General features: G+C 47.6%; 14 protein-coding genes. 9 read left to right on the forward strand and 5 right to left on the reverse strand.

The features are described 5' to 3' along the window. The first annotated feature begins 1 nt into the window (after nt 1). From NSQ20_RS04805 to NSQ20_RS04825, 5 genes are all read left to right on the forward strand, one after another. Complete coding sequence (locus NSQ20_RS04805; RefSeq protein ID WP_340031971.1) at nt 2-4,972, forward strand: DUF4132 domain-containing protein; 4,971 nt, start codon at nt 2-4, stop codon at nt 4,970-4,972. A gap of 662 nt (nt 4,973-5,634) precedes the next feature. After that, on the forward strand, nt 5,635-8,346 hold the full coding sequence (locus tag NSQ20_RS04810) for a glycoside hydrolase family 3 C-terminal domain-containing protein (RefSeq protein ID WP_340031972.1): 2,712 nt from the start codon (nt 5,635-5,637) through the stop codon (nt 8,344-8,346). 141 nt (nt 8,347-8,487) lie between these two features. Continuing rightward, entirely contained in the window at nt 8,488-10,059 is a 1,572-nt protein-coding gene (locus NSQ20_RS04815; protein ID WP_338707827.1) for a glycoside hydrolase family 30 beta sandwich domain-containing protein, read from the forward strand. A 154-nt stretch (nt 10,060-10,213) separates the two neighbouring features. Further along, nucleotides 10,214-10,339: a hypothetical protein gene (locus NSQ20_RS04820; RefSeq protein WP_282615757.1), complete on the forward strand. Its 126-nt coding sequence runs from the start codon at nt 10,214-10,216 to the stop codon at nt 10,337-10,339. Continuing rightward, complete coding sequence (locus tag NSQ20_RS04825; protein WP_340031973.1) at nt 10,336-11,322, forward strand: WXG100 family type VII secretion target; 987 nt, start codon at nt 10,336-10,338, stop codon at nt 11,320-11,322. Before NSQ20_RS04820 ends, NSQ20_RS04825 begins: the two co-directional genes overlap by 4 nt. A gap of 263 nt (nt 11,323-11,585) precedes the next feature. On the opposite strand, the gene NSQ20_RS04830 is transcribed toward NSQ20_RS04825, so the two are convergent. From NSQ20_RS04830 to NSQ20_RS04845, 4 genes are all read right to left on the reverse strand, one after another. Next, nucleotides 11,586-12,374 carry a formate/nitrite transporter family protein gene (locus tag NSQ20_RS04830; RefSeq protein WP_017690511.1) on the reverse strand — a complete coding sequence of 263 codons (789 nt, stop codon included), beginning with the start codon at nt 12,372-12,374 and terminating at the stop codon, nt 11,586-11,588. Nucleotides 12,375-12,449: 75 nt separating this feature from the next. Next, on the reverse strand, nt 12,450-12,680 hold the full coding sequence (locus NSQ20_RS04835; protein WP_340031974.1) for a hypothetical protein: 231 nt from the start codon (nt 12,678-12,680) through the stop codon (nt 12,450-12,452). A 27-nt stretch (nt 12,681-12,707) separates the two neighbouring features. After that, the gene (locus NSQ20_RS04840; RefSeq protein WP_282319340.1) at nt 12,708-12,926 is read right to left on the reverse strand and encodes a hypothetical protein; all 219 of its coding nucleotides are present in this window, start codon (nt 12,924-12,926) and stop codon (nt 12,708-12,710) included. A gap of 394 nt (nt 12,927-13,320) precedes the next feature. Next, the gene (locus tag NSQ20_RS04845; RefSeq protein WP_340031975.1) at nt 13,321-14,310 is read right to left on the reverse strand and encodes a zinc-binding dehydrogenase; all 990 of its coding nucleotides are present in this window, start codon (nt 14,308-14,310) and stop codon (nt 13,321-13,323) included. Nucleotides 14,311-14,491: 181 nt separating this feature from the next. Between NSQ20_RS04845 and NSQ20_RS04850 the strand changes: the two genes are divergently transcribed. The 4 genes from NSQ20_RS04850 to NSQ20_RS04865 all read left to right on the forward strand — a co-directional run bounded on the left by NSQ20_RS04850 (nt 14,492) and on the right by NSQ20_RS04865 (nt 18,000). After that, a complete protein-coding gene (locus NSQ20_RS04850) occupies nt 14,492-15,352 on the forward strand; it encodes a LysR family transcriptional regulator (RefSeq protein WP_101314612.1) in 861 nt (286 codons plus the stop codon). Nucleotides 15,353-15,405: 53 nt separating this feature from the next. Then, on the forward strand, nt 15,406-16,506 hold the full coding sequence (locus NSQ20_RS04855; protein WP_340031976.1) for a beta-eliminating lyase-related protein: 1,101 nt from the start codon (nt 15,406-15,408) through the stop codon (nt 16,504-16,506). 113 nt (nt 16,507-16,619) lie between these two features. Further along, nucleotides 16,620-17,090 (forward strand): SMI1/KNR4 family protein, encoded by a 471-nt coding sequence (locus NSQ20_RS04860; protein ID WP_340031977.1) that lies wholly within the window; start codon nt 16,620-16,622, stop codon nt 17,088-17,090. 16 nt (nt 17,091-17,106) lie between these two features. Further along, a complete protein-coding gene (locus NSQ20_RS04865; protein WP_340031978.1) occupies nt 17,107-18,000 on the forward strand; it encodes a LysR substrate-binding domain-containing protein in 894 nt (297 codons plus the stop codon). On the opposite strand, the gene NSQ20_RS04870 is transcribed toward NSQ20_RS04865, so the two are convergent. Then, on the reverse strand, nt 17,997-18,986 hold the full coding sequence (locus NSQ20_RS04870) for an aldo/keto reductase family protein (RefSeq protein WP_253505796.1): 990 nt from the start codon (nt 18,984-18,986) through the stop codon (nt 17,997-17,999). The genes NSQ20_RS04865 and NSQ20_RS04870 overlap by 4 nt on opposite strands. Nucleotides 18,987-19,055 lie beyond the last annotated feature (69 nt).

Genomic DNA, 19,055 nt, shown 5'->3' on the forward strand with positions numbered 1-19,055 from the left:
GATGAATCAGGAAGAGCAAGTACAGGTGTATATGGATGGATTGCAGGAAAGAGCCAAGTCGTTAACAGGGGTACAGCTTGAGCTGGCAGGCTATGTTGTGGAGATCGCCGGGTCTACGTATTTACGTGGAGACGAAAAGATGTTTTTGAATACTGATAAGTTGCTTGGAAGGTTGGCTGCAGAAACACAGAAACCATTATTCGAGCCACTACTGGATGTGCTCCAGCATCTGGCGAGCGAGTCATTGGTTGCACGATTCCGTTATATCGCAGAGCGTGCGACTCGTTTCCCATACAGTAACAACTATGAACGCCGCCCTTTCCGCACATCCGATCCGGAGCAGCATGTAGAACAAGTCATCCGTAAACTGATGGGATTGTTCCGTATGGAAATGAAAAATTTCTCGCTGGAAGAATATGTGTCACTTCGTGAGTACAAGCTGGATTATTTGCATGAGATCCGTTGGGTCCTGGCGGATTGTATCGCTTATGAACTGGATCATCAGGGCGGAGATATGAAGCAGGCGCTACATGATATTATCTATGGTGACAATCAGACGGCGCTGTTAACCCATGAAATGATCAAAGGTATATTCATGAGCGATCAGGCGGATGCCTATCAGATGGTGGGTGAGCTACTCGTTGCAGCAAGGTTGCAGGAAGGGCTTCGCCAAAGCATTGTGGAGCGGATGGATGAAGGGACACTGGAAGCCTATATTTACATATTAAAAATCATTATCGACAACAACCTGATTCGTTTCAGTTCCGTGGTAAGAGCGCTTGCCGTATGGACGGGGATCGGTATAGAAGCAGCCAACCAGCGTGTTGCGGCACAGTTGATTGAACAGGCCTATCAGGCGCTTGTGCAACCAGAAGTACGCGAGGCCTGGCAGCAGGAAGCTAACGCCAACAAACTCTTTATCAGTCTTTGGGCGACAGCGGTCATTGAAGAGAATGAATTGAAGAGCAAGATAATCGAGATTATGGATCAAGGTCAGTTATATCAGAAGATTGTTGCTCAATATGTACTGGCTAACAGCCAGAACAGGGAGCTTCGTTTGGACATTGCACGTCGTTATCTGGAGGCGCAGGATACCGAGTTGATGCACTGGATTGTGACCAACTATGATGCGATGTATATGTACAACTGGAGTTTCGAGAATGGAGAGAATCAGCGTAGCGTCTACGTGTGGCCATTGCCTGCTCTTGGAGATAAGGGCTTGCGGCGTCAGGATTTTGATCGGTTCAAACAGATGCTGGCTGCCATTCCAAAAGGCGGGTCAGGTGGACCATCGGGTGTACTTGAGTATGTTCACTACCGGATTGATACGGATGATGTAGTCAAGAAAATGTTATATTTGGCCGCTTATGATATGGACCCGGAATGGATCGGGGAGGTCATCGCAATCAAGGACCGTTTAAGCCCGGAACTGCGCGGAGAACTGTTGTCCCAGTTTGTTCAGCATCCCAATAATGAGGTGCAAAGACAGTTTGTGTTTGAGAGTTTGTCTGATAAAAGCATCAGTAATCGGGAGAGTGCACTCGCCAAAGCGAAGCTGCTCACGTTGACGGTTGATGAGATGAAACAGATGGAGGCGTTGATGAAGCTCAAAACAGGCTCACTTCGTCAGAAGGTCATCCATGTATTGTTACTACAACCCGTGGACCAATTGGAGGTCTCGCTGAAGCGACTTTTGCAGGCCAAGAGTGAACTGCAGCGCTTGGGTGCGCTAGAATTATTGACCGAGATTGCGGCAGATCCAGAGCGGATAGATCAGCAGGAGCAATTGCAGCCATTGGCGCAGCTGATTGAGACACCCACTGCCAAGGAACAGAAACTACTGGATAAGCTGACCGATCAGGGGAGTCGTTACACAGCCTCTAATGGATTTGGTTTATTTGATCCGAAGCGACGTGAGCCATTGCTGGATGAGAAGCGTGATCTCAAGGGCCATAATCCGAAGGATATCTTTACACTCTCACTGGATAAGACCAGACCATTTCTGGAGGGACTTAGTGAATTAGTGCATGAACACAGGGATTATGAGTATCAAGTGGAATACTACGCTGGCTATAAAGACACATTGTTAGTCGGAGCGAGTCTTCGCTCCAAGGTTCCGTATGGAGAGCGGAATGAAATGAAGCAGATGGAACAGTTCCCGCTTCATGACGTATGGGAGAACTATATTCAACATGCCGGGTTCAGCAGTGTGGAACTGATGCAGCTATACATGGCTATACAGCTCGGGGAGTTCAATGGCAATTTGAGCGACCATTACAGTTATTTCCGTGAGCAGTATGACTATGACGAATTGCAGAAGATTCCGTTATTGGAAGGCTGGCGCAAGTCGTTTGCCGAACAGATCTATCCTCTGGATGACATCGAAAAGCTGCAGCAGATGCTGGATTCGTTAACGTATAAGGATCAGGTAGTGGCACTGATATCGGCGGCATTTCAGGATAGCGATCCGATCGACACGTTTGAAATAGCTGAGAAAACCTGGGCCTCCATTATCGCGAGTATGCCTGTTGATCGACTCGAAAAAGAGTCAGGCATGCTTCATATTCTGACTGGACCTTGGAATTATGTAGTTCGTGGCAAAATCCATGACGATAACAGCTTCAAACGTTTCTTCCAGACAGCTTACCAGTTCACCAGTCTTGTAGAGAGTAGTCAACCGCTGTCTTTACTGTCACTTGAAGATTTCCTGCGTGCGTACCAGTTGAACCTGATTGATGATCAAGAGATATATCGACAGGTGCTGGTCGGTGGGAATCGTCAGTTGTTTATTCGGGACTTAACATCCACTCGTACAGAAATGATCGCGAGTGATCCGAAGCTTGTTCAATTGCGAGATGCGGTGGTCGATCGCATTCTGGAGATTGAGCTGACCCGGGGAGAACTCTCTACAGAAGTAAGCACACTTGCCATGAAACTGGATCGAATTGAAGGCATGGAACACTGGGTACATCTGGTCTCGGCGATGGATCAGGATACATTTGTCCGTGGATATATCTATAGTTATGGGGACAACACAACACGTAAAGAGACGTTTAGCTATCTAATTCAGAATTGTCATCCACGAGATGGAGAAGATGAGAAGCGTCTTGGGGAATTGCTCCAGAAGTATCCGGTGAATGAGAAGAAATTGCTGGAAGCAGCCATGTACGCCCCGCAGTGGATGGAGATTGTAGCGAAACATCTGGGATGGGAAGGTCTACGCAGTGCGGCCTGGTACTTCCATGCTCATATTAATGAACGCTTTACTGCGGAGAAAGAAACCATCGTGGCCCACTATTCTCCAATCTCACCACAGGACTTTAATGAAGGTGCGTTTGATATCGCTTGGTTTGAAGAAGCCTATGCTGCTGTCGGGGAGGAACGGTTCAATCTGTTATACGATTGTGCCAAGTACATTTCCGGGGGATCCAACCACCGCAGATCCCAATTGTTCGCAGATGCTGCACTAGGCAAGCTTCGACTGGACGATATGCGTGAGTCCGTGTCAGACAAGCGAAACAAGGATCACTTGTTAACCTACAGTTTGATTCCATTCGCTGTAAATCGCGAACAGGATCTGCGTGAGCGATACGACTTCATTCAGAAGTTTCTGATGCAGAGCAAACAATTCGGTGCACAACGCCGTGCCAGTGAAGGTGTGGCATCGCAGATTGCACTGGGCAATCTTGCTCGTAATGCAGGTTATGCCGATGTTACGCGGCTGATGTGGGACATGGAAGCACGTAAGTTGGATGAGATGAAATCCTTTTTTGAACCTCATGCATTGGATGCTGATACGACAGCGCAATTGGTCATCGATGAGGAAGGTCAACCCGAGATGGTTATCGTTAGCAAAAGCAAGACACTCAAATCTGTACCTGCCCGGTTCAAAAAAGATGGATATATCGCTGAACTGAAAGAGCTGAAATCGGATCTGGTGGATCAGTATCGCCGGGCACGGCAGGAGCTGGAACGTTCGATGACTGCTGGAACGTCATTTACACGTGAGGAAATTGCCAGTCTGATGCAAAATCCGGTTATACAACCGCTGGTAAGAACACTTGTCTTCCAGTCAGGTGACAAGACTGGAAGATTCGATGTATCGTCCAGTGGTTTGGTTGCTCCAGGGCCGGAGGGTACGATCCAGGCACTATCGGAACAGGATCAACTGTTGATTGCTCATCCGCTTCATCTGTATCAGAGCGGAAGCTGGAGTGAATTCCAGCGGGATCTGTTCACCCGTCAGGAGCGTCAGCCGTTCAAGCAGGTATTCCGTGAGCTGTATCTTCCTAACGAGGACGAATTGGCTAATGGTACGGTGTCTCGCCGATATGCCGGGTATCAGATTCAACCGAAAAAAGCAGTAGCTCTGCTGAAAGGACGCCAATGGACTGTCAGTTATGAAGAAGGTCTGCAGAAGGTAAGTTATGAGCATAATCTGATTGCGAATCTCTATGCTATGGCAGATTGGTTCTCACCAGCAGATACCGAGGCACCTACCTTGGAGACGGTGCAGTTCTACGATCGCAAGAGCTACAAACCTGTAGCGCTGCAAGATGTGCCGCTGACGTTCTTCTCCGAAGTTATGCGTGATATCGATCTGGTGGTCAGCGTTGCACATGTGGGAGGCGTAGATCCGGAAGCTAGCCTGACAACCATCGAGATGCGCCACGTCATTGTGAACGAATCGTTGCGTCTGCTGAAGATCGACAATGTACGTTTGGACGGGAATTACGCACGAATTGATGGTGAATTAGGTGAGTATGCTGTTCATCTGGGGAGTGGTAATGTGTTCAAACAAGCCACAGGTGCACTTCATATCGTACCGGTGCACAGTCAGCATCGGGGTCGAATCTTCCTGCCATTCCTCGATGAAGATCCGAGAACAGCTGAGATTCTGTCCAAGGTGATGTTGCTCGCCGAAGATAAAAAGATCAAGGACCCGCAGATTCTTGCACAGTTACAGAACTAGAAGTGATTGAACAGAAGTGAGCCGTCCCTCTTGGGGCGGTTTTTTATTTGCTACTCCGATTTCAATGTAACTTCGAATCTCAATATAACGAGTGTAGAACAAGAATCATGGATGGAAAGTGAACAATATGGAGCAATTCCAACATAAAGGCAGCTGAAGAACCTGTTAAAAGGGACCTCAGTTGCTTTTATATTTTTGGATATTTCAATGGACCGGATTGGTTCCGTTTTCAAATAGACTTAGGACCCAGAGTGTGTCGACATATTCCTTAATCTGATAATTAATTGCATTAATTGGTTGATCGGGAGTGGGTCGAACCGACTGTTTTTAAAAGTAAAGAATTTGTTCTAAAGTAGTTACGGAAATGTAAATAATTCGTTTTCTTGTTTTGTTATCTGAATTATTAATATGGTGATTCCAAAGAACTAGGCTTGTTCCAATCGGTCATTTACCAAATTTAAGGGGATGTAATTCATGATCATGTCGGCTATCGTTAGGAAGCGAAATCTGCTGACTTGCTTGCAGGCTGCAGTTTCAGAAGCCATGTGCAGGACGACCTGAATGCTTGAAAGACTGGGATCAAGCCAGTTCGCATTCCCTTGTATACATGTATTCAATATGTGCACAAGAAAAATGATCAAGAGAGAAGGAGAACTTACAACATGAACAGAAGACTCAATCTGATTTTCCTCAAACGATGGTTTATGTTATTAATCATCGTGGCGGTTGCGGCTATGCCGCTGCACGCCTTCGCCGCGGAGGCGGAATCTGGGGCCAATCGGCCTTGGATGAACAAATCTCTATCAGCGGAAGAACGCACCGAGCTGCTGCTCAAGGAGATGACGCTGGAGGAGAAAGTTGGATTCGTAACCGGTAAAGTAAATAACTATTATGGTTTCTATAATGATGAATTGGAGCGCCTCGGCATTCCGGCATTACAGATGGCAGATGGACCCGCAGGAGTACGTGTGGCTAACCCGGATGTGCAGGACAAAAAGTCCACGGCATTGCCTGCACCCATCGCGCTTGCCGCTTCCTGGGATACCAATCTGGCCAAGAAATATGGCGATCTGATCGGTCAGGAAGCACATGATACAACACATAATGTAGTGCTCGGCCCTGGGCTGGATATTGCACGTACACCATGGGGTTCCCGGAACTTCGAATCTCTCGGGGAAGATCCGCTACTGGCTTCCGGCATGGGTGCAGCGTATGTGAACGGGATTCAAAGTAATCCAGTTATCGCTACAGCGAAACACTATATCCTGAACAACCAGGAGACGGAACGTTTCACGACCAATGCAACAGCCAGCGAACGTGCCATTCAGGAAGTCTATGCACGTCCGTTCCAGGCGATGGTCGAAAAAGCGGATCTTGGTTCAGCAATGTGTTCATTTAACCAGGTGAACGGTACATATGCTTGTGAGAACAAGGAGATGCTGACCAATGTCCTTCGGGATCAGTTTGGCTTCGAAGGGTTTGTCATGAGTGACTACGGTGCAAACTTCAGCACAGCCAAGTCCGCCAATGCGGGTCTGGATCTGGAGACACCGGGAGAGCCTTACGGCAAATGGGGAGACAAATTGCTGGAAGCCGTGAACAATGGCGAAGTCAGCGAGCAAACCGTTGATGAGAAGGTTAGACGCATTTTGCTTCAAATGTTCGATAAAGGGCTGTTCGATAACCCTGTAACGAATACACAAATCAATGCTAAGAAAGACGGCAAACAGGCACGTGAAATTGCAGAAGAGAGCATGGTTCTTTTGCAAAACAACGATAATGTGCTGCCGCTGTCCAAGAAAAACGTGAAATCCATCGCTGTCATCGGTCCGGATGCAGATAACGCATCTGCTGCTGGTGGAGGTAGCAGTCTGGTTAATCCGACGTATACTGTAAGTCCACTTCAAGGCATTCGTAACCGTGCCGGTAACGGTGTGGATGTAAAATATGCTGCCGGAACGGATCCTATCTCCGCAGGAGATGCATTTAATGGACCATCCGCCGTACCTTCTACTCTTTTATCACCAGCGGATGCTCAGGAAAGTGAAAGAGACTATGGTACAGATCGTGCGGAATACGGTCTGCGTGCTGAATACTGGACGAATAAAGATATGGAGGGTAATCCTTCTTTGGTCCGTACAGATCATCAGGTCAACATGAATCTTGGATTCTACAACTATGAAGGTTTTAACGCACAGTCTTCCAAGCTTCCAGTGACACCTACGAAATTCAATGCCAAAATGTCTGCTCGTTGGACAGGGGCGATCACAGCACCTCAAACGGGTGAATATAAACTGTCCCTGACCAGTCTAGGTTCTGCGAAACTGTATGTGGATGATAAATTACTCGTAGACAATCAAGGTGAAACATTGAGTACAACGAAGAAAGAAATCACATTCAAAGAAGGTGAGTCCCACAATATTCGAATTGAGTATCGTACGGATTTCCCGGTACAGACCAATCATGATATGGGTGCACAGGTTCGTTTCGGCTGGGAAGCTCCAGACGACGCTGTGGATATTAAAATGCAAAAAGCAGTTGAGCTGGCGAAAAAATCCGATGTTGCCGTCGTGGTAACTCGTACGTATGACAGTGAAGGTTACGTCGACCGTTCCGACCTGGAGCTGCCGAATAACCAGGAGCAGCTGATCCGCAAGGTAGCAGCAGCCAATCCCAAAACGATCGTGGTGCAAATGAGTGGTCGCGCTGTTGAAATGGATTCCTGGCAAAAAGGAGTGCCATCCATCGTTCAGGCTTGGTATGCAGGTCAGGAACAAGGTAATGCAGTGGCACGTGTGCTGTTTGGTGATGTGAATCCATCCGGTAAGTTGCCAGTGACGTTCCCATCAGATGATTCCCAGACCCCGGTATCCACTGCGGAACAATTCCCGGGTGTGAATGGGGTGGGTAACTACTCCGAAGGTATCTTTGTAGGCTACAAAGGATATGACAAAGAAGGCATGACACCGGCGTTTGCCTTTGGACACGGACTGTCTTATACCGATTTTAATTATCGTAATCTGCATGTGAAAAACACAGGTAAAGGCGATAAGGAAACTGTAGAAGTATCGCTGAATCTGCGTAATACCGGTAAAGTTGCCGGTGCAGAAGTTGTACAGGTCTATGTTGGCAATCTGCCAACCAAAGTCGAGACCCCGGAGAAACAACTTGCTGGCTGGGCGAAGGTTGATCTGAAAGCAGGCAAGCAACAACGGGTCAACATTCAACTGGATCGCAGCGCATTGTCCTATTGGGATGAAACATCGCATGAATGGGTAATGCCTAAGGGTAAAGTCCAAGTGTATGTTGGCAGTGCATCGGATGATATCCGTCTGACAGGCAGTGTGAATATCGGAAGCAAGTCCGGTAAATAAAGTTCAATAAGGGAGATTGGAAGGTTTTTCTCCCGGCGAAGTTATTTCGTTAAATGCAGTTTGTTCTACTTCATATAGATTAGGAAAATGAGTCGTGGCCTAGTGGCCGCGGCTTTTTCCGCAATGGAAGGAGAGTGAAGCATGATAAACATAGGTTGGCGAGAATATCCCAAACGATGGATGATCCTGTTGATCGCTGCTGTTTGTTTTGTCGGTATAGGAATCTGGCTTATCTTCAACCGAAGTGAACAACCCGCTCCGCCACCGGTTGTGGACAAACAGAGAACGGCCGAAGTTTGGTTAACCACGGGAGATCAGCAAAATCTGCTTGCACGACAGAAGCCCATTCCAATCACCGATCACCATGATGCAGACCCAAGTTCTTCAGTTTCTTCAACGCAGGAGCCAGACATTTCTTCGTCGGCGTTCACCATACAGATTGACCCGGACAAGACGTATCAGACCATGGCTGGTTTTGGCGCAGCGATGACGGGTTCATCGGCACATCTGATCAACGAGCTCCCAGAGGAACAGCAAGAGCAACTGCTGAAGGAACTGTTTACAACAGAAGGGCTGAACATGGATATGGTGCGTCATACGATTGGTGCCTCCGATTATTCGGTAGATGAAACAGGTGTGGCTTCGAGTTATACCTATGATGATATCGAGTCTGGCAAGGACTATGACATGGATTCCTTTTCGATCGAAAAGGATCAGGAAGTTGTGAATATGCTGGAGCGTGTAGCTGATTTGAAACCGGATCTTAAAGTGCTGGGCACACCGTGGACGGCCCCGGCCTGGATGAAGTATGGGGAGAAGACTACTAACGGTTGGTATCTGGATTACAACGATCCCCAGGTGTATGAAGCGTACGCGAGCTATTTTGTGAAGTATATCAAAGCTTATCAGGCAAAGGGCATTCCCATCTACGGGATGACGTTGCAAAATGAACCGGAGTTCACCTCGGATAAATATCCGAGTATGAGTATGGGATCCGAAGAACAAGCGATGTTCATTCGCGATTATCTCGGCCCGGCGTTACAGGATGCAGAACTGGACACGCGAATCATCGCGTATGATCATAACTGGGATCAGGCGGTTGAATATACCAGCAAGGTGCTTGGTGATGAGCAGGCTGCTGCATATATCGATGGATCTGCTTTCCACTGTTATGCAGGTGATCCATCTGCCATGTCGGAAGTGCATGAGCGCTTCCCAGACAAAAATATTTATTTTACCGAATGTAGTGGTGGGGAGTGGAGTCCTGATTTTGGCGAGAATCTGAGCTGGCAGATGTCCAATCTCATCATTGGTGCACCTCGCAACTGGGCAAAAAATGTGCTGCTCTGGAACATCGCACTCGATCCGCAAGGTGGACCTACGAATGGTGGCTGTGAGAACTGTCGTGGGGTTGTGACGATTGACTCGGAGAATAATGAAATCATTAGAAATGTCGAGTATTATGCGTTAGGCCACATCAGCCGTTATGTACGTCCGGGAGCTTTGAGAGTTGCTTCCACGCAAGAACAGGGCAAGATCGAGAACGTAACCTTCCGCAATCCGGATGGAACGATGGTGCTGGTTGCAGCTAACACGGGTGAGGCAGAAGTTTCCTTTGATGTAGTCATGAGCGGAGATTCGTTTCGATATATACTGCCTTCCCAATCGGCAGCAACCTTCCGTTGGAAGCCAAAAACGGGGGTAGAACGTTGACTCAAGATTGGAAATTATGGGTACAGATTGAATGATGGACATGGTAAAATAAACGTAGAGTTATTTCAAATTTGATGTATTAAACAAGTCCGATCCCAGGATCGGGCTTTTACATAACCTTTTACTTTTAATAGAAAAGGAGCATACGTTGGACATGTTAGTCGTTGAATATCGGGAACAGGATCATGACAAGTTGGTCGAGATCTGGGAGAGTTCTGTTCGGGCAACACATTGGTTAACCACGGGATATAATGACCACGAAGAGGAGTGTGCAGGATGACACAGATCAAGGTGACACCGGAACAACTGGAGACGGTCAGTGGGCAGTTCGCTCAGGCACATCAGCAATTATCGGGCTTCATGTCCACATTGGACGGCAAGATGAGTGTCATGCGCAGCAACTGGGATGGCATGGAGCGTGAGCGTTTTTATAACGATTATTCAACGGCTCAAGGCACGATGAAATCTGTTCTGGAACTGGTTCTGTCCATTCAGTCGGAGCTTAAGAAGATTGCCGAGCGTTTCCGCACGACAGATGAAGAGGCGGTGAGCCAGGCAATCATGACGGCGCTGACCGCAGCGCGGGCGCTATCAACCATGGGCAAAAATAAAGGCGATGATCTGGACAAAACGCCAGGTCCACCAAAGAACATGGATGAATGGGATGAGAAGGATGCCGAGAAATACCAGAACTATGAGGAAATGCTGAAGAAAGCCAAAGAGATGGGTGACGAAGAACTGGCGCAGCAGATTCAGGCCAGCATGAACATCATTCGGCTTCAGTACGAAGATGTAATCTATCAGACTGACCCCAATACGGGCAAGACGATGAAAATAACTGAGGATTCCATCGTAGGTACGTATCAGGTGAAAAGCGACAAGGGCGAAACAACCACCATCAGTCTGGATAAACAGGGCAATGTGGTGGACTATAGCAAGGATACGGAAAAGTATAGGTATTCGGAGCAAACGCACACGACCAGTCAAGGCGAGCATCTCTTTGGCAAAGCAGCACAAACGGCTACAGCCTACGGGATTGGTCTGCTGCTCACAAGCAAGACGGGCTCTGCCTTTACAGAACATGCCACTGGACTTGGTTCTTCCTTCGTCGCGGACAAATTCCTGTTCTCCGTGCCGGAAGAAGGCGAGACACGTACGATGATTTACCGTACCAATAAGGAGACGGGCAAAATTGAGAATATGATCGTGGTCACGCGCGGCGACAACGATATTGAATATACTCCGTGGCGGGAGTACTTCTAAGCCACGGATGGGTTGGCAAGCGGGCAACACAGGGCAACCTGATTGCGGCCTGCTTGCCGACCCACCCCCTGGAGCCATGTGATTGTGTATCACATGGCTATGCGTGTGGAGGGCAGGCGGCTTATCCGTGAGCCTGCCTATAGAGAAACACCCCGGCAACCTTTTCCCTGAGATGGGAAGGATGCCGGGGTGTTTTGGATTCTTCTTACCGATTAGCCACGGTCGAAGGACCGGGCCGGAAGGAGGGCTTTTTTTGCCAGAGATTAATGTGTCTCTTCATCCAGAAACGGTTTGTTCACCGCATAATACATGAAGCCCATCAGCAGCACACCACCCACCAGATTACCCAAGGTCACGGGAACCAGGTTGTGAAGCACACCTTCAAATGAGATCGTCCCCGGGTGATTCAGCACAAGTGCAATCGCGAACGTACACATATTGGCGATGCTGTGCTCGTATCCCGAGATGAAGAAGCAGAACACAAAGAGCATCATGGCAAACATTTTGGCTCCATTCTCCTTCATGAACATCGGGACAAAGAACGCCATACATACAAGCCAGTTACACAGGATTCCCCGGAAAAAGAGCTGCATGGTTGGAACTTCCATCTTATGCTCCACCACGCTTAACAGAAAACCGTTCACCTGAGACGAGTCGAACAATCCGGTCAGGTAGATTAACAGGGCAAACACAGCTGCGCCCATCAGGTTACCACTATAACTCGCAATCCACAGTTTGATCACTTCGAACCAGCGCAGTTTCTTGCGCAGCGCCGCATACGTGTAATAAAACGTATTGCCCGTGAACAGGTCACCCCCGCCATAGGCGATCAGAATGATGGCCGCGCCAAACGTAATTGCCGCCATCGGATAGGTAAATGGGGACTGCTCCATATAAAAGAAGTTACCTGTCTTAAACGCCACGATGACGCCGAATCCGATAAACATACTGGCCAGCATGGAGCGTGCGAGGTACCTGATTAAACTTTGTTTGTAAATCTTGTGTTTCTTCAGAGCTAGTTGTTCCACGTTGCGTAAAGCTTCCGTTTCCATAATTCTCCTCCAATTGCATGGTGTCTTGCTTACCATTATAACGAAATTATGGAAATTAGGGAGGGTAAACTTGGTTTATTGATTATTACTTCCTTGTTTCAATTGCAGTACCCGCATTGCAGAAGAGCCAAAATCAGGATCGGATTGAAGCGATTCTAGCGCCGATGCTGCACCATTAACTTGTTGATGTGCAACAAGAATAGCAAAGGCGGCTCCTCTGACTAATATGTTTTCTTCTCCGCTGTTTTCGTTAAAATCAGGGTGTACATTGTTGTTATTATGATTCATATCAGACATGTCAGACATATCCTATCGTTCACCTCCTGAAGAATATTATGGCTTGGGCGGGAGAATGATGGGACGGGCAGCCAAGGCTTCTTCCACAATCTGTTCAGGCGTCAGGTCTCGATCATCCCAGAAAATCAGATTACTGATCTCCGCATGTGGAACCTGCTGCTGTAGCTCCGTTAACATGTCATCCAACTCGGCTTCCGTTCCTTCAGAGTCCATCAGTTTGCGAACCAATTCTACCAAATGTAATCTATTGTCCATATCGATACCTCCTGAATGATTCATAGCGTGAACAAACTAGTCATTCCATGGGTTGATTCAATGGATCATACGTAATGAGCGCCGGAAAAAAATTGGGCTCAAGCATCAGACTAATGCGTTGTTCGTCTTGATCAGTATAAGAAATGATATAGTTTCCGAAATGAGACTCGTAGATGAAGTCTTGGAATTGAAAGGAATGTTCGGGATACTTTATCTTCACATATAACGTAGTAACTCCTCGGGCTAAGGTTTCTTTTAACATAGGAATTTGGGCCACAATGATAATAGTAATAAGAACAATTAGTATACGTTTAGCGAGACGGGTCAGATGGATTCACCCCATTATCGTTAATCAATTTTCAACAATTCATGAAGGCCCATCTCAAAATAGATGTCACTCCATAAGGATAGCCAGATTACCAAACTGCTCGCCTTTTTCCATGCGTTCGAATGCTTTTGCTACGTATTGCAACGGATATACGCCATCAATTACAGGATGTATGTCATGTTGCTCCACGAATTGCAGCATCTGGATAAACTCCTCACGGCTGCCCATAGAGGTGCCGATCAGACTGATCTGCGGGAAGAAGATAGAGCGAATCGGTAGGGTCAGATCATCCCCCGAACTTGCACCATACATCACGATACGTCCACCTGGTCTGATTATATCAAAATATTTTGGGAACATGGCTTGTCCGATGCTATCCAAGATGATGTCCACAGGTTCCAGATCGTTCTGCCTACTCCAATCGGCATGACTATCCAATGCATGGGTAGCACCCAAGCGCAGTGCCTCATTTCTTTTGGCTTCACTTCTGGAGGTGACGGTCACCGTGGCACCAGCCGCTACTGCCTTGAGCAGGGCATAGGTTGCAACACCACCGCCAATACCGGGAATGAGCACATGTTCACCTTTCTTCAATACACCGCGAGTGAATAAGGCGCGATAGGCCGTCAGGGCTGAAAGGGACAGCACACCTGCTTCCTCCCAGGATAGGTGGGCTGGCTTAGGCAGGGCATTTTCAGCAGGCAACGTTATATATTGCGCGAGCGTTCCATCCGTAGGGCCACCAACAATATCGGGTACGATGGGCACTTCAGATGCATGTTCCCAACCGAGCGTAGGATGGATAATGACTTCATCTCCTATCGCGAACCCTCTTACGCTTTCGCCAATCGCTACGATAATACCTGCTCCATCGGAACCGGGAACGAGTGGGATGTCCTGAGGGCCGCGTCCTGCCATGATGAATAGATCCCGATGATTGATACCAGCGGATTTTAATTGAATCTGCACTTCCCCGGCTTCTGGTGCCCGAGAGATTGACTCTGTATATTGAAGACCTGCAAGGCCGCTCTGGGCCGAATGGACAATAGCTTTCATGTTCAATATTCCTCCTGTCTGTGTAGCTAGATTTCACTACTGAGCCTCATTGTACAGACGGAGCAGATTCACGTAAAATGAACAAAAATGATTGTCAGTATCATTGAAAATAATAGATAAGCACTTTGCATGAATCGGATGATGCAGAATGCCGATATAATGACGAGCAGGTGATCAGGGTATGGATGCAGGTGATTTGAAAATATTTCAGGCGGTTGCCCGCGAAGGTAGTATCAGTAAAGCTGCGCTCTCACTTAATTATGTGCAGTCCAATGTAACAGCACGGATTAAACAGTTGGAGACTCAACTGCAAGTACCGCTATTTCATCGTTCCAATCGAGGGATGTCGCTTACACCAGCAGGCGAGAACCTGCTTGGGTATGCGGATAGAATATTGGAATTATTATATGAAGCAGAGCAGGCCACACAAGTGGGTAACCCACCAGCTGGTATGCTTCGTCTAGGTGCCATAGAGACAGCAGCTTCTACTTTTCTGACGCCGCTCTTGGCTGAATATACTTCATGCTACCCGGAAGTACAGCATTCGCTTGTCACGGGTGGGACCCATGAACTGAACCAGAAGGTTATCCAACATGAATTGCATGGAGCCTTAATATATGGCCCAATTGATCATCCTGAGCTGAATTATATGAAGATGTATGACGAGGAATTGGTGTTGATCGCTGAACCTGGAGTACATGAGATGTACACGTTATTGTCCAGGCCGATGTTGTTTTTTGAGATCGGATGCACTCATCGCACTCAGGCGGAATCCTTTTTGAACGATCAGGGTATCCACACGCTTAACATCATGGAATATGGAACACTGGACACGATTCTGAATGGTGTATCTGCCGGGCTCGGCGTATCATTGCTGCCACGTTCTTCGGTTACCAAAGCAGAATTAAGAGGTGAGATCGCGGTGATGTCTTTGCCTGATCCCTATTGTCGGTTGGAAGTAGGATTTGTGTATTCCCGTGGTGAACATATATCTAGTGCACTCAGCGCTTTGGTTGAGATTATTACAGAACCAGACCTATAAGAGGTTGTTCAAAAGTCCGTTTATGAACATGCACTATAAAGGAGTGAGTGATCTTGAAAGAAACTGCGTTAACGTTGGGTGATGCATTTAATCAGGCAGACTTTATTGTAGGTGGTCATGGCAGTCGCCAAGTGAAGGTACTTCAGAACGTACTGGACCAGATCGATGGAGAGGTGTTCAGTGACCACTACGGCAACGGCCCACTCATTGAAGAATTTCAGCAACAGATGGCTGACGTTCTCGGCAAGGAATCGGCGGTGTTTTTCCCAAGCGGAACGATGGCGCAGCAGATTGCATTACGGATCTGGTGTGACCGCAAAGATGCAAAACGAGTAGCTTATCACCCTCTGTGTCATCTGGAAATCCATGAGGAAGACGGACTGAAAGAGTTGCATCAGATTGAATCAATTTTACTTGCGGACAAGGATCGTTTGATTCGTTTGGAAGATGTACAAGCGCTTGATCAGGACGTTGCCTGTCTGCTGTTAGAACTGCCACAACGTGAGATTGGTGGGCAATTACCGGCGTATGAAGAACTGGAAGCGATCTCAGCCTATTGCCGTGAACGCGGGATTAAGCTACATCTGGACGGGGCACGCCTGTTTGAGATCACTCCCTATTATGAGAAAACACCTGCGGAGATTTGCAGTCTGTTTGATACGGTGTATGTTTCCTTTTACAAAGGCATTGGAGGTATTGCGGGGGCTATATTGGCGGGTGATCCGGATGTGATGCAAGAATCGAAAGTATGGAAACGTCGGCACGGCGGAGATCTGATTGGCCTGTATCCGTATATTCTGAGTTCTCAGTATTATTTCAATGAACGGATTGGCAAAATGGAGTTGTATTACGAGCAGGCTCAAGAACTCGCCTTCTTACTGAATGCGTGTCACGGGATACAAACGTTGCCCGAGGTACCTGTATCCAATATGTTCCATGTGCACTTTGCGCTCGCTGCTGCCGAAGTTGAACCAATTCTTGTGCAAATGGCTCAGCAGTATGGGATAGGAATGACTTCATATCTGAACAAGACAAGTGGGAACAGCTGTGCCTTTGAACTGTCTACGGGTGATCGTTATGAGAAAGTTCCTCAGGACAAGCTGCGTGCAGCACTGGAATGGCTGGATCAAGAGTTGCGTAAACAGGTGAGATAAGAAGTTGATTTTAATGCTCGACTCTTGTTTGGGTAAGGTGTTGCGCTTCAAGGAGAACTATTGAATTCACAACAGCTGATCAGTGGAGAAAAGTACCTTAAGGGGGAGTTCAAGTGACGTCAATAGAATTGGAACCGATTCGTGATCTTTTGGTAAAAGCCTACGATACAACAATGGGAGATGGATGTACTCCTGAGAAACAACAGAGCATTGAGGATTTTGAGCAAAAGCATAATGTAAAACTGCCCGCAGCGTATCGCGCACTTTTACTTGAGTTCGGTGCATGTAATTTCGGCGACCCTGCCTTGTATTCGGTGAAAGAACTGAGCTGGGCTTATCCGGATTTTTTGGAAGTATACCGTGAATATGAGAAAGAATACGAGCTGCCAGCTGACCTCCAACCTTTCCCGATTGGTGGATTTGGTGAAGGAAGTACGGCTATACTGGATCAAAGTTCAGGCAAGATAATGATGTTGATCCACGATGCAGGGGAAACTCCTCTGCGGGAGATTGCTGTGGACTTTAATGAATTGATGACGATGCTGGCTGAGTCGGCAATCTGGGTTCAGGAACAGATGAATTAACAAGGTAGACGGAAGGATGCGCAATTGGCTTATGGATATTCGGAAGTTAAGATACTTTATCACCGTGGCAGAAGAACTTCATTTTCACCGTGCAGCGGAAAAATTAAATATGACGCAACCACCGCTGAGCCAGCAGATTCAGAATTTAGAGGATGAGCTTGGCGTGAAGTTGTTGGAGCGCACCAGAAAAATGGTTCGTCTCACCCCGGCAGGTGCCGTATTTCTGGAACAGGCAAGACTGATCATGGCCCAGCTCGAACGATCTATTCAGCTTACACAAAAGGCAGATCAGGGCATCATCGGGCATATAACCATAGCCTTTGTGGATTCGGCTTCGGGGAGCATTATGGTGGATGTTCTTAGGAAATTTCGCGCTGCATATCCGCAGATTGAATTGACGCTGCGTGAGATGACTTCATCCCAACAATTGCAGGCACTGGAAGACGGACAGATCCATATTGGATTTTTGCGATATCAGGAAGATACTCGTCATGTCTCGTTCCGCCCCTGTCAGATGGAAACGTTGATTGCCGTATTGCCAGATCAACACCCGAAGGCTTCTCAGACTCAAGTTTCAATTCGAGAACTGGCGGATGAAGATTTTATTTTATTCCCACGGCATCTGGGTTCTCCGTTCCATCGTCTCGTTTTGGATTATTGCAGGGAGCATGGCGTAGATCCTCGAATTACGCAGGAAGCGATCCAGATGTATACGATTGTGAATCTCGTTGCGGCGGGCATGGGCATTTCCATTGTTCCGTCATCGGTGGATGTGTTCCAGCGTAAGGGTGTAGTCTTTCTTCCATTAGAAGAAAATCCGCCCTCCGTACCGTTGTATACGGCATGGCGGACGGATATGAATCAGGAAGTAGTGTCCCGCTTTATGGGCATTGTTGATGAATGTGTTTAACCCGTCTTGGCTGGATCACGCTCAATCCACGGATTCAATATTTCATCAATACGAGTCATGATCGCAGGGTCCAGTTTCACACCAGAAGCTTTTACATTCTCCAATACCTGCTCCGGCCGGGATGCACCGATAATGACGGAACTAACATACGTATGCTGAAGAACCCACGCCACAGCGAGTTGGGGGAGAGTTAGACCAATCTCTTTAGCGAGTGGAACAAGTTGTTGCACAGCGGTAAGAACATCTTCACGTAACCACTGACCAGCCAGTTTATTGAAAAAGGGTGCTCCTGCCTCAGCAGCTGCACGTGATCCGGTGGGCAATGCTGCGTTAGGCGCATATTTGCCTGATAGTATACCCTGAGCAAGAGGAGACCATGTGATCTGTCCCAGTCCTGCTTGATCGCTTGCAGGTACGACTTCTTGCTCAATCACACGCCACAACATCGAATATTGGGGCTGACTTGCAATGAAGGGGACATGAAGTTCCCGCGCCAAAGCGGCTCCTCTTGCAATCTGATCTGCGTTCCATTCACTTACGCCAATGTAATGAACTTTGCCCTGACGCACCAGATCGGAGAATGCCAGAAAAGTCTCTTCCAGCGGAGTATTGTAGTCATAACGGTGAGCGTAATAGACATCGATATAATCCGTCTGTAGCCGCCGCAATGAACCATTGCAGGCTTCCATGATGTGTTTACGTGAAAGTCCGCGGTCATTATGACCTGTGCCGGTTGGGTGACAGACTTTGGTGCATAGTTCAATACTTTCTCTTCGTATATCCTTAAGAGCCTGTCCCAGTACGGACTCTGCCTTGGTATTGGAGTACACATCTGCGGTATCAAATGTGGTAATACCTGCATCCAATGCGGTTCGCACACAAGCTTCTGCTATTCCATCCTCGACTTGCGCTCCATGCGTAATCCAGTTGCCGAGTGAAATCTCACTGACGGTTAATCCACTGTTTCCTAATTTGCGATATTCCATTCATGTCGCCTCCCTAAGTCATCTGGACTCCATTGTAACAATGGCAGATTAATAGGTGAAATATCTTTT

This window comes from Paenibacillus sp. FSL K6-1122, assembly GCF_037977015.1.
In the GTDB taxonomy this organism is placed as follows: domain Bacteria; phylum Bacillota; class Bacilli; order Paenibacillales; family Paenibacillaceae; genus Paenibacillus; species Paenibacillus amylolyticus.